The 11,548-nt window shown below is 39.4% G+C and carries 17 protein-coding genes and 2 pseudogenes; 14 read left to right on the top strand and 5 right to left on the bottom strand.

The window, feature by feature from the left end:
* The 5 genes and pseudogenes from MBEAL2_RS33285 to MBEAL2_RS32045 form a co-directional block, all read left to right on the top strand.
* Positions 1-187, top strand: a pseudogene (locus MBEAL2_RS33285) (hypothetical protein); the annotation flags it as partial.
* Positions 188-285: 98 nt separating this feature from the next.
* The gene (locus tag MBEAL2_RS33280; RefSeq protein WP_236693015.1) at positions 286-1,083 is read left to right on the top strand and encodes a DUF6155 family protein; all 798 of its coding nucleotides are present in this window, start codon (positions 286-288) and stop codon (positions 1,081-1,083) included.
* A 395-nt stretch (positions 1,084-1,478) separates the two neighbouring features.
* Positions 1,479-1,976, top strand: a complete 498-nt coding sequence (locus MBEAL2_RS25270; protein WP_152667923.1) for an excisionase family DNA-binding protein — start codon at positions 1,479-1,481, stop codon at positions 1,974-1,976.
* A 12-nt stretch (positions 1,977-1,988) separates the two neighbouring features.
* Complete coding sequence (locus MBEAL2_RS25265) at positions 1,989-2,279, top strand: hypothetical protein (protein WP_047154994.1); 291 nt, start codon at positions 1,989-1,991, stop codon at positions 2,277-2,279.
* A gap of 49 nt (positions 2,280-2,328) precedes the next feature.
* Positions 2,329-2,472, top strand: coding sequence for a hypothetical protein (locus tag MBEAL2_RS32045; RefSeq protein ID WP_161798294.1), 144 nt, complete (start codon positions 2,329-2,331; stop codon positions 2,470-2,472).
* A 204-nt stretch (positions 2,473-2,676) separates the two neighbouring features.
* Here the strand turns inward: MBEAL2_RS32045 and MBEAL2_RS32040 are convergent, their stop codons facing one another.
* Positions 2,677-2,823 carry a hypothetical protein gene (locus tag MBEAL2_RS32040; protein ID WP_161798293.1) on the bottom strand — a complete coding sequence of 49 codons (147 nt, stop codon included), beginning with the start codon at positions 2,821-2,823 and terminating at the stop codon, positions 2,677-2,679.
* 274 nt (positions 2,824-3,097) lie between these two features.
* Complete coding sequence (locus MBEAL2_RS29755) at positions 3,098-5,203, bottom strand: PAS domain-containing sensor histidine kinase (protein ID WP_052948006.1); 2,106 nt, start codon at positions 5,201-5,203, stop codon at positions 3,098-3,100.
* A 226-nt stretch (positions 5,204-5,429) separates the two neighbouring features.
* Here MBEAL2_RS29755 and MBEAL2_RS25255 point away from each other — a divergent pair.
* From MBEAL2_RS25255 to MBEAL2_RS25220, 8 genes and pseudogenes are all read left to right on the top strand, one after another.
* Positions 5,430-5,674: pseudogene (locus MBEAL2_RS25255) on the top strand (hypothetical protein); the annotation flags it as partial.
* Between the two features lie 320 nt (positions 5,675-5,994).
* Complete coding sequence (locus MBEAL2_RS25250; protein WP_152667922.1) at positions 5,995-6,315, top strand: hypothetical protein; 321 nt, start codon at positions 5,995-5,997, stop codon at positions 6,313-6,315.
* A complete protein-coding gene (locus tag MBEAL2_RS29750; protein ID WP_052948005.1) occupies positions 6,293-7,393 on the top strand; it encodes a pre-toxin TG domain-containing protein in 1,101 nt (366 codons plus the stop codon). Before MBEAL2_RS25250 ends, MBEAL2_RS29750 begins: the two co-directional genes overlap by 23 nt.
* 11 nt (positions 7,394-7,404) lie before the next feature.
* Positions 7,405-8,040 carry a T6SS immunity protein Tdi1 domain-containing protein gene (locus tag MBEAL2_RS25240; protein ID WP_047154991.1) on the top strand — a complete coding sequence of 212 codons (636 nt, stop codon included), beginning with the start codon at positions 7,405-7,407 and terminating at the stop codon, positions 8,038-8,040.
* A gap of 77 nt (positions 8,041-8,117) precedes the next feature.
* Positions 8,118-8,519: a pre-toxin TG domain-containing protein gene (locus MBEAL2_RS25235; RefSeq protein WP_082130172.1), complete on the top strand. Its 402-nt coding sequence runs from the start codon at positions 8,118-8,120 to the stop codon at positions 8,517-8,519.
* 52 nt (positions 8,520-8,571) lie between these two features.
* On the top strand, positions 8,572-8,781 hold the full coding sequence (locus MBEAL2_RS25230) for a hypothetical protein (protein ID WP_047154989.1): 210 nt from the start codon (positions 8,572-8,574) through the stop codon (positions 8,779-8,781).
* Between the two features lie 79 nt (positions 8,782-8,860).
* Entirely contained in the window at positions 8,861-9,121 is a 261-nt protein-coding gene (locus tag MBEAL2_RS25225; protein ID WP_047154988.1) for a hypothetical protein, read from the top strand.
* Entirely contained in the window at positions 9,118-9,501 is a 384-nt protein-coding gene (locus MBEAL2_RS25220; protein WP_047154987.1) for a retropepsin-like aspartic protease, read from the top strand. Before MBEAL2_RS25225 ends, MBEAL2_RS25220 begins: the two co-directional genes overlap by 4 nt.
* A gap of 455 nt (positions 9,502-9,956) precedes the next feature.
* Here MBEAL2_RS25220 and MBEAL2_RS25215 read toward each other — a convergent pair whose 3' ends face one another.
* From MBEAL2_RS25215 to MBEAL2_RS34130, 3 genes are all read right to left on the bottom strand, one after another.
* Positions 9,957-10,349, bottom strand: coding sequence for a retropepsin-like aspartic protease (locus MBEAL2_RS25215; protein WP_047154986.1), 393 nt, complete (start codon positions 10,347-10,349; stop codon positions 9,957-9,959).
* A gap of 1 nt (position 10,350) precedes the next feature.
* Positions 10,351-10,593, bottom strand: coding sequence for a hypothetical protein (locus tag MBEAL2_RS25210; RefSeq protein WP_047154985.1), 243 nt, complete (start codon positions 10,591-10,593; stop codon positions 10,351-10,353).
* Between the two features lie 321 nt (positions 10,594-10,914).
* Positions 10,915-11,034: a 3'-5' exonuclease gene (locus MBEAL2_RS34130; protein ID WP_369405530.1), complete on the bottom strand. Its 120-nt coding sequence runs from the start codon at positions 11,032-11,034 to the stop codon at positions 10,915-10,917.
* A gap of 43 nt (positions 11,035-11,077) precedes the next feature.
* On the opposite strand from MBEAL2_RS34130, the gene MBEAL2_RS25205 reads away from it, so the two are divergent.
* Positions 11,078-11,293 carry a GIY-YIG nuclease family protein gene (locus MBEAL2_RS25205; RefSeq protein ID WP_047154984.1) on the top strand — a complete coding sequence of 72 codons (216 nt, stop codon included), beginning with the start codon at positions 11,078-11,080 and terminating at the stop codon, positions 11,291-11,293.
* Positions 11,294-11,548 lie beyond the last annotated feature (255 nt).

The following is an 11,548-nucleotide window of genomic DNA, read 5'->3' as shown; positions in this document are numbered from 1 at the left end:
AAACCATACCGAAGAAGTCAAGCTGTATGTATTACTGAAGTGGCTGATGAAATATGATGTGAAGGATGAATGGATGCGTGAGTACGAGAGTGCGGTACAGAATGGGGTTGAACCACGTAGTGGCTTGAAAAAGATGCACATCTATATTCAGCAAGAGGGTAAGCTGCCGGATTATATATTTTGGTGAACTTGTAAAAAGACTGTCTATTATTTATGTTGACATACATGTGGAGTCGTGGTAAGGCTATATTTAAAGAATTGAAAGTGATTGAGTAGGTGATAGAGATGAACGATAAAAGTTCTAAAGTCTCAGTTCGGAAATTGAGGAGCAAGCTGGATGAATGTTCAAAGCAAGAAGTAATTGAATTCCTAATTGAAAGTTTCAAGATGAGCAAAGAAGTTCAAACATATATGTCGATAAAAATTAATGGTGAAGATGGGATACAAGCGATTATTGAGGATTATAAGAAGAAGATACAGGCAGAGTTTTTTCCGGCTGGAGGATATGAGAAGCTGCGGGTATCTGTCGTGAAAAAAACGATGTCAGATTTTAAAAAAGCTACCAAGGATACTGGTCTAACTTTGGAATTGATGATGTGCTTTGCGGAAGTCGCAGTCCAATATATACATGAGAATGGTGATATTTCCGAGGATATGGGTGATTATTTTACTGACACATATGAAGAAATAATCCAGCAGCTCAACAAAGAAAAAACATCGGAATTGTATAAACAGTACAAAGATCGCCTGAAATCAATTGTTGATACGACTGGTTGTGAGTGCTGGGGAATTCACGATTCATTAGAAGGGTCTTATTCAGTGCTCAAGTGGGTAGGTTACGACAATGAGAATGATGAAGTTGACTTCCGCAACACCATTTCATATGCAGCTATGAAAAAATGGTTGGACATCCCTGAAGAGACACGTCAAAGAATTATTCAAAATGTCTGGTGCGGTAAATGCTCGATGGCTGTCACAATTATGGACTTTTCCATACAGTTAGACACTTGTGGTATTGTTCTTAAAGGAACTTGCTCCAATTGTGGTCATAAGGTTGTAAGAGTCATTGAAAATAATAATTGAATGTACACAGAACAAAGGGCATCTGCACAGGGTAGGTGCTGTTAGGCTGAATTCTGAACACGGAGAACCGAGAGTGCGGCAATAAAAGCATTCTAAATAGAGGTATCTACCGGTGGCAAAAAAGACAGTAAAGAATTTAAACATGGAGTGATGCTACTTGCTCACTCCTTTTTGCTATTAATTTCTCTTTGGGTTCGTCAACTAATAAGTCAATGTAACGTTTACCAACTTTACCTGAAAACATCCAAAACAATAAGTTGAATATGGAAAACAAGTTGAATAAATGATAAACCATAAATAAGAAAAAATAGGATAAAGAGGAACGTGGTATGAGCAAAAAGTAAAAAATTTCTGCTTCCGTCAGTGTGTTGGAAAATGAAAAATACAAAAGTGCGTTGCAGGAAGCTATAAAAAATATTCCTGAAGAACAAACAGCTCGTCCTCTTCGTGAATTAATGAAAATGTTGGAAGAGAATGAGGTTATTGTTCGCCGTCCCATCGGCAATTCTGCCCACCTTCATACAAAGCGTGTAAGAAACGGAAAAAGAGTCGGATATGTTGATTTATTAAAGCAAATAAAGGAAGGGAATCGACCTGTCTACCCTCGTTCTACGGTTCTTTTGAGTCAAGTAGACAGGGAAAAATACTATACCGTAAAAGAGATGGCAGAGTTTCTCGGTATGACCCGAAGCGCGGTGTACAAGATGATTCACAACGGAAAAATTAAAGCGGTAGAACCTTTTATCAAAGGCGGAAAGGGTTTTTTGATACCAAAGGATCAATTCGCTGGCCGTTTTGTGGATAACAAGCAACCGCAAGCAACGCATAACGAAATTTTTGGCGAGAACGCAGAACTCGACTACGTAAATCGAAAGGACTTATTCCGTTCATAGAGGGTTGCTCTCTTGCTAAAAGTCCAGTTTGATATCTGTGTGCTTGTCGAAGCTATTATTCGAAGGAACCCCCATGTAAAACCCTATTTTGACCAATTCTATAACCGGCATACCCTTGGGATTCAACAAATCATCCTGCCTAAAGCGGTACAAGCCGAATTTTATGGCATCTTACGAGCCGGACGTATTACGAAAAGAGTAGATGGGATTGCTCGACCTTTCCCTGTCTCCCATGAAAACATATTAAAATTGGTTGCTGATTATCCGGCGATTTTTAGCCTCCGTTATAATAAAGCACACTAATATCCGATCTATTGACATGTACGATTTCCTCATAATGGCAAGGGCTATTATGGCGGAAGTACATATTCTGATTACTGAAAACTTGAAAAACTTTGCTGTACCCACAGGGTATATCCTTATTCTGAATGTCGAGCAGGCAAAGCAAACAGATTTAGAAAAAGCCGCTGAACACTTGTTTAATAAAAAGCAGTAGAATCGGGAGAACCACGGTGTTTCTTTTGCCTTTCAAAATGCGATAGAGTAACAAAATACTTGTTATTATACGAGTTTCTTCTTCACCTAGTCTCCAAGGCAAGATCTAAAAATGACCAGAAGCAAAAAAAATGTAGAAATTTGCACGGTGGGTAGGGATATTGATTTCTTGTACGATTGCCGTGGGTATGATACATGCGGAGTATTATCTAAACGGTAGCTCATCGTCTAAACTTAACTGCAATTCCAACGGCTCTTGATACACTTCTGCATCTGCACCGCAATCAACACACGGAAACGTTTCATCCATAAAGTATTCATGCCCGACAAAAGCGTGGGTGCACTCTTGCAAATCAAAGATAGTCTCCTGGCAGGTTAAGCACAAGACATAAATTTTCCTCTTCATTAGAAGTACAGAAGATTTACCTCTGCGCTTTAATGAAGAGGCCATCAAGCGATAGCACGGTAGAGGAAGAAAACTAAAAAAAATGTGCCTACTACATTGACCTAATACCAGGGAAACATCGATTTATTTTCTAATAAAATAAGGATAGAGGGAATCGTAATGAGGAACCTCTATTTGTGTTGTCTAACAGTAGGCTGAACAGTTACCTTCTGTATTATCTTTAAAAAACAGCAGCAGGTGTAAGTGGGAGAAAGATTTCAAAGGAGGTTCCCTCTTCCGGGCAACTGGTTACATTTATTTTTCCTTTATGATTCTTTATAATGTTATAGCTTACCATCAGTCCTAAACCGGTGCCTTTTTCTTTGGTTGTATAAAAGGGCTCCCCTAATTTTGCGATTTTTTCCGGTGGAATTCCACACCCCTGGTCAATAAAGAGAATGACAATGCCTTCTTCTTGCTTTTTTACTTCTACAGTTATGGTTCCCCCGTCAGGCATAGCTTCCATTGCATTTTTTAAAAGATTAATAAAGACTTGTTTCAGTTGATTTTCTTCACATTCAATCATGGGGAGATTACCATCATATACTGTGATGACTTCGATGTTTTTCATGATGGCTTGTGTTTCAAATAAAGCGACTGTATGTTGAAGAATCGTTTGAATATTATTTTCTTTAAATATCAATGATTGTGGCTTGGAGAGCATCAAAAATTCACTAATAATGAGCTCAATTCGTTTTACTTCTTCCAATATAAGGTCAAGGTATTCCTCGTTACCTTTATTTTGTTGCTTGAACAGCTGGATAAATCCTTGTATCACTGTGAGAGGATTTCGAACCTCATGAGCCACGCCCGCTGCTAGGTTTCCCGCGATAGAAAGAGTATCGTTCTTCCTAAGCGCTTCTTCTAGTTTCTTTCTTTCCGTGATATCACGGCTCACGCATAACCAGGCTGGTTCTCCCTCATAACTAATAGAAATAAAGGTACTTTCAACATCGATGACCTTATCATCTAAAGTAATTATCTTGTATTCATAAGGTCCGACTGTTCCTTTTTCTTCTTTTGCTTTATCAAGGGAGGTCTTTAACTGAACATGATAATCTTGTTGGACAAAATCAAATGCACCTTTCCCAATTACTTCCTGAGGCTCTTTCGTACCCAAGAGGACCGCCCCTTGTTTATTTATGAAGGATAAGTTGTACTCCTGGTTTACGACTAGTACTTTATCTGGTAAGTACTCAACTAAAAGACGGTATCGTTCTTCGCTTTCTTCGAGTTTTTTCTGTATTTGTTTCAATTCAGTAATATCTAAAAAAGTAGAAAGAACACCTGTAGGCGGGGCACCTGGTATATCAAAAATAGGTTCAAAATTGGCTAAAACCCAGCGGTAAGAGGAGGAACTAGAAAGCTGTACCCCCATTACACAATTTCGTATACGCTTTCCTGTACGGAGGGCAACCATAAAAGGTAATTCATGACCGGGGATGAGAGAACCATCCTCTTTAACGTACTTCCATACCTGCTCCTTAGGATTACTGCCGTTAATTTCTTCAAGACTTATGCCTAATATTTTGCTTGCTTCTTCGTTAGCATGCAGAACGTTTCCTTCATTACCTCTTAAGAGCAGTCCACCGGATATCGCATTATAAAGACTTTCATATCGCCGTTCACTTTCTTTTAACTTGCTTTCCATTTTTTTTCGCTCTGTAATATCTCTTCCAGTTACTACCGAAACAGTAGGTTTTCCATCGATGTCAAAAATCGGAACTTTAATCATATCGTAAATAAGGGAAGTGCCATCTTCTTTTTCAAAATTTTGTTCAAAGCGGATCGGTCTTTTAGTGCTCCAAGCCTCATGGTCTGTATTATCACAAACAGACAAAAGGCTATTTTTGTTTTTAGATAATTTGATGTTATCTGCACTAGTTCTCCCTTTATAGGGCGTGTTCTCAATTTCAAAGAATTGAAGAGCTGATTCATTCGCTTGTATCCAATGCCCATCCTTATGTTTTAGATATACCAGGTCGGGGATATTATGAATAAGCCTATATAATATCTCTTGATTTTCTTCTAATAATTTTTGAGATAACAAGAGTCGTTTCCGCTCTAGATTAGTAACTATCTGAAGAATTAAACCACTAATCAAAATAAAAAATAAAGCTTTGATAAGACCAAGTTCAAATAAGGATTGTTTATTGAAACTAAACCATTTAAAAAGCATTGCATCAGAAGAGAAAATATAAATAGAAGAGAAGAATGTGTAAAGTATAAGAACTCTGTAAGTCATCCATTGGTGTTTCAGCAGTTTTTTGTTTAACAGATAAGTCATAGCTCCCCCTATGCTAATTGAAAATATTCATACTGTTTTTATAATATCATTTTTATATAACAATGGAGTTGATTTAATGGTAGTTTTTTTAGCTTTTGTTCCGGCAAACATAATCTAACCCCCTTGGGAAATGGTATGATTAGGAGGAACATTGTCCGCTTTCTTTTTTTGTCCTCAGATGCCGACACATATAAATCATAGGTAAGCCCAAGAGGTGACAGACCCAATGCTCAAGGAAGGCATTTACGAACAAATCATTAACCACAAGCTGAAGAATGAGCTTACTAAATTAGAAATTGGCTCCTACGATGTTGGAAAAGAGAAATTAGACGTAGAAGAAGCCAGGAAACTGCTATCTTCTTATATTTCTCATGTTACCAGAAGAGCATTAAAATTCGTCAGAGACAACGAAAGTGACGACCAAATTGCCCTCATAACCAAATAAAAACCTGCAACGAAATTATATCCATGAAGAACTAAAGTCTTTTACTGAACATAGAGACGGAAAGCTAAGAGTGATTACAACCTCTTATATGGAAGCCACAGAGTATGAAGCAGAGGAAATGCCCTCGTATTTAGTCCTTAGGGCGAATAAGAACATTTTATAATGGGATTCAGCCTATTATAACGGGTTTTTCCTTCTAGGCCTAAAGTTTCAAGCCTCTTGGGTTGTTTAGTACCACTCTAGCTTCCTTTATTAGAAAAAATTAGTAAATTCCTCTCGTTTCTCCCCTTCCTTCTAAAAAGTATGATAAAAGTAGCAAGTTAAGGAAAAAAGTGGAGGTGAAATCTTGTCATCAGCACAACGATTGCGGATGCAGGCAGACGCCGCCGAGCGCTTTGCGGCCCAGGTAGGCGAAGCGATAGGGAACTTCCGGCAGGTGGACAGCCGGACAGTCAGCACGGTTGAGCACCTTAGCGCAGGCTGGGAGAGCCAGAAGAAAGCAACCTTTGACTCTCTCGTGCAGGAAGCGGGAGCAGCAGGTTCATCAGCCGTTTCTATTGGGCAGGAGCTGATGGAACAGCTCAGACAGGAAGCGAGAAGACTGCGGGAAGAAGCCGCAGAGCTGGAAAGGCGGGAACGGGAACGTGAGCGGGCGAATCAACATTGAACCGGATCAACTGAAGGAGCTCGCTTCGGAACTGGGCCAGCGGGAAAGGGAGTGCGGGACCCTTACTGATTTGCTAGAATGGAATTATAATATGGCTCGATCCGTGTACCCGGAGATGGATTGTACATACAGTGGGGCGTTATACCAGGGGCTGGCACAGAAGCTTACCCAGTACCGCTCCCTGCTGGATGAAGCCCAGGCGGTTGTGAAGCGGACGGAGATGGAGTTCAGGCAGCTGGACGAAGGTTTTCTGAGTAAGTTGGGTCAGTTCGGGCTGGACATGATTGGGTATTACGACGTGATTCGGATTGGCGCGGAGTATGACCCGGTGACCGGGGAGAAGCTGAGCGGCTGGGATCACTTGATCGCAGGAGGCTGGACGGTGTTTAACCTTGCTTCCTTTGGGCTGGGCGGAATTGTTGCGAAGGGAGCGGTCAAGCTTTTCAAGTCAGTAAAGAATGTGCTACACCCAAACGTTATTGATGGCATGTTGAAGGGTGCTTTCAATGCAGCGAAGAGAGGGGTTCTCTCCGCAGTGTACAGGGCAGGAAACGCAATAAAGGGAATGAAAAATGTTACGCTGTTTCCGGGATTCCGGATGGTGACCGGGGATGGTCGGCTGATTTCCACCCCGCCTATGAAAATGGATGACTTGGTGCAGAGGTTTTCAAGGAGCGGAGTTGATTCTGCGGAGAGGGAAGCCGGGGTAGGTACTCCTAGGTTAGGAAAAAGTGTAGATGTTGACTTAAAGTATAAAGAAGGATGGACGGAAACTCAAAGAGCTGAAGCTGATGCAAAAGTAAAAGCATTGACAGAAGCTAATACGGTTAAAACACCTCCACAACGGAGCGGAACGGCTGCATCTTCAAGATATAAGAAAGCAAATGGACCAGAATCTATCCCCCAAGGAAAAGATGTTGACCATACTATTGATTTGCAACTCGGAGGTGCAGATGATATTTTGAATATGAATCCTTTAGACAGTAGTGTAAACCGTAGTCTTGGGAAGCAGATTCAAATTAAAATCAAAGACTATCCGGTTGGTACAGTTTTTGATAAATTTAAAATACGCGATTGAGGAGGGGGAAGATGTTCGAGCAGTTCAGTAAGTTTTTTAATGTTCCACCGTTAAAAGAACCTAATGAATCGGACGTAAGAACGTTTAATGACTTACAAAGAAATACAAAAGGGTTCTGTGAATTATTTGGCTCTTACAATGGCGTGTCTTTTGGTGAAGGGTTATATAGACTTCATGATATTTCAAAAATCAACTTTTGGGACGACATTATTACTCAAGCGTTTCCTGAGTTTTCCGGACGAATATCTTGCTTTGGTTATGACTGGCTTGGGCGACAGTTTGCTCTCGATAAGGAAAGAGTACATGATGGACAGCCGCATATATTGATGTTTGAACCAGGAACAGGAGAGGTGTTGGAAATTCCATGTAATTTTATAGATTTCCATAATGATGAGATTCCAAACTATCATGACGCTTGTTTAGCCTCTAATTTCTTTGCAGTCTGGAAGTCAAAAAACAATTTGGTATTAAACAAAACTGAATGTGCCGGGTATAAGGTCTTGTTATTCCTAGGAGGTCAAGATGTTGTTGAAAACCTGGAAAAAAATGATATGGAAGTTTATTGGTATATATGTAGTCAATTGATACAACAGATGAAACATACACCGGAAGGGACGATAATTAAAAACATTGGAATTGATTATTAAAATCTTTGGACCTTAATCTAGTGTTCGTCACTCGATTAAGGTCTTTTCTTTTGCCCACATGCCGAGCAAGCCGTTAATTGCTAGTTGGTGAAAGTCCAACCCAAGTAAGAGCCAAGTCGCTTCGGATTGGCGCGGAGTATGACCCGGTGACCGGGGAGAAGCTGAGCGGCTGGGATCGCCTAATCGCAGGAGGCTGGGCGGCGTTTAATCTTGCTTCCTTTGGGTTAGGCGGGCTTGCTGCGAAGGGAGCGGTCAAGCTTTTCAAGTCGGTTAAGAATGTGCTGCACACAAGCGTTGTTGATGGTATGTTGAAGGGTGCTTTCAATGCAGCGAAGAGCGGGATTCTTTCCGATGTATACCGAGCAGGGCAAGCATTGAAAAATGTTACGCTGTTTCCAGAAGTTCGAATGGTGACCGGGGATGGCCGGCTGATTTCCACCCCGCCTATGAAGAGGAAGTCATTGACCGACTCTGCATAAAGATGTAATTCAAAAATTCAACTTATATAAAACTAATGAGATCGTCTTTTATATGTCAGAGAATGAATTTGATTTTGCACGGAAGCATGTTTCAGACTTTAAAATTCATTATGTGGCTGAAGTTCTAACAAAACAACCAAAGATACTAATCTTAGACAATGTATTTATAGATAATAGTTTTAATCACCAAAATTCTCCTATAGATACCAGAAAAGAATATAAAATAGCAGCTGATTATCACATGCTAGCTCCTGTTAAATAGTTAATGTGGAGTAACTCCGAATGTGCTCCAAATGTTATAATAAAGTAAAGGTTATACATTTAGATGCGGAGGTAAAAAAATGAAATGGGCTGAAGTTCGTCAGCATTTTCCAGAACGTTGTGTCTTAGTAGAAGCATTAAAATCGGAAATAAGAGGAAAAGAAAGAATCATTGAGGAAATGTCAGTAATTGATGACTTTTCGAATGGCAATGCAGCATGGAAGGTGTATAAAAAACTACACGCAGAAGATCAAAACCGTGAATTATATATATTTCATACAAATAATGAGGAAATAAAGGTAATTGAGCAGCCGTATATAGGAGTGCGAAGAAGAGTATGAAATTTGAAATGGATGACCATTTACCTTTAGTTTCAGTTGAGATTCAATACAACGGAAAGAAAATGACATTTAGTAACATATTGCTAGATACTGGCTGTTCTTCAACCATTTTAGATACAGATTTGTGTGAAGATATCGGGCTGATGCTCGATTTGGAGAATGCTATTACACGAAAAATGTATGGAATTGGCGGGACTGAAATCTGTATAGAACAAAAAGTGAGCGGCATGACAATAGATAAGTTCCAACTTAATGAATTTACTATACAGCTTGGTGATGTTAGAGAAATGCATGGATTTGATGGGATTATTGGTAGTGATTTTTTTCTCGCAAATAAATTAATCATTGACTTTGAAAATATGGAAGTACGAAATAACTAAGTTAAGATAAACACTACTACATCCATATTTCTCTGCCATCACCATCCAAGCCATGTGGAGTGCTGTTCGCTACTAGTCTTGTCAGATGTAGGCAAAAAATAAACTTTTGCGAGTAAAAATAAAGTCCTGACAAAATTGGAATAAAGATTTGATAAATGGCGGGGGAAAGGTGAGAGAGGAAAGGAGAAATTCAGGAATCACAAGCTTTTCCCCTTCTTTTATGGCAAGAGTTTATTATGACAACAATAAATTTTGGTGATAAAAAATCGGAGCGAAAATCGGGAAAATGACCGTTTTGTAGCAAGACTTTATTTTAATAACAAACGGTACAATGTGGGTTGAAGGGCTGGATTTTAGGAAGAGTTTATTTTGTCTGAACAAAGGGGTTTGAGTGAGTGGTTAGGGTAGTTGAGGACGAATTGGGGACATGCGTAGTGCACGTCCCCTTTGCAGTACTATTTGGAGTTTGCCATATACATTTGCATCCGATCAAGGTCGATGATCATGTTGCCGCTTTTCAGAATATCCAATCCGATGAGGCCGTTAATGTAATTAATATCCTCATGGAACACACCGAAATCTATTCTGATGTCCTTTATAACCAAATCACCAATCTGGATTAGATCGATTTGCTTTCTAAATGAATATTCGTCTCCACCGATTCCAAAGCTTCGTACAAGCTTATCGCCATTTTCGAATTTGATGCCGATCTCTGATACGATATCAGAGGATAAAAGGGAGTGCGCAGCGCCAGTATCAATCACTAAGTTATCGATCATTAAGGATCGCCCTCTGTAACCAATCGTCATTGATGTTTGCAGGAGATCATCGATCAATTGGATCTGCATTTTAGCGGCTCCTGTAGAAAGGATTTTTTCTTAGCTCTATAGCTATTTTTTCTTGGCCTGTATGGTAGACGATATTGTTGTTTTTACACTTCAACAGTTCTCTGGTTGCTTCGTCAGGATCTTGGATTGATCTGATCAAAGCGACTTCGTCAACGTATTGAACATTATCTTTTGTATGAGAATTCAAAATTTCGAGTAGTACATACTGATCAGGGTAAAAGTTCCGAACTTCTTGCCATTGCATAGTATAACACCTCGCTAATGGTATTTCACATTCTATTATATCATACTTCGCTGAGTAAGAGACTTGGGGACGAGTGTTATTCACGTCCCCGTTTACTTGTCAGAATGGATTGAAATTTGTCAGCAGCAGCCTTGTCAGCAAATCGGAGGGAGAATTCGTAGTATCGAGAAGGAATGGTGAGATGATTTAGAGGTAGATTTAAAGAAGGGGTTATTTTGTAAAATTACACCCTTCTTTAAGTCGATTTCATTACAATAATTACATTTCTTTTAGAAAACGGGAAGGTTTTCTTCTTCTAGGTCCCAGGTTGGTTTTACTTGATTATGTATATGAAAGATAGAGTAGTCGCTTCGCGCGGCTAATGGCTACATATAATATTAGCTTATCCTCATCAATACTTTTTTCACTGTTAGGAAATACTCCTTCATTAACGCTGGCAATATGAACAACTTCAAATTCTAATCCTTTGGAAGAGTGTACAGTTATGAATCCTCAAAAGCTTGAACAATTGCTGCATAACTTCTTCGGTAACTCTTGTTTAAACATTGATATTTTTGATAAAAATGGTCGTAGGTATACTCCTAGAGAGTGGTTTATTGTACCCCTTTCTGTAATTGAGCAAGCAATTCATTTTATACTCAATGGAGAAATTGTTGATTACACATATGATTCACAAAGACAGATAATCGTTGGAAAATAGTTTAGCGAAAAATTCATTAACGTGGGGTAATCGAAATGAAAGCGCATGTCTACTGTGACAAATGTGAGTATAAGACCAAAGAGCATGACGCAATGTTCATGGCAATAGCAGAAGTTATTCAGCAGGGTGGAAAATACACATACAAACACAATAATGATAAATGCCCTAAATGCAATGCGTTAAACTCACTTCAGAAATCATGAACAAAGGTGTAACGCTGTCTGAATGAGAACTAACAGTATTAAAAGAAGTTCT

Source organism: Aneurinibacillus tyrosinisolvens (assembly GCF_001015055.1).
Classification (GTDB): Bacteria; Bacillota; Bacilli; order Aneurinibacillales; family Aneurinibacillaceae; genus Aneurinibacillus_A; species Aneurinibacillus_A tyrosinisolvens.
Note: the sequence above shows the minus strand (reverse complement) of the source record. Positions and strands in the feature narration are given on the sequence as shown.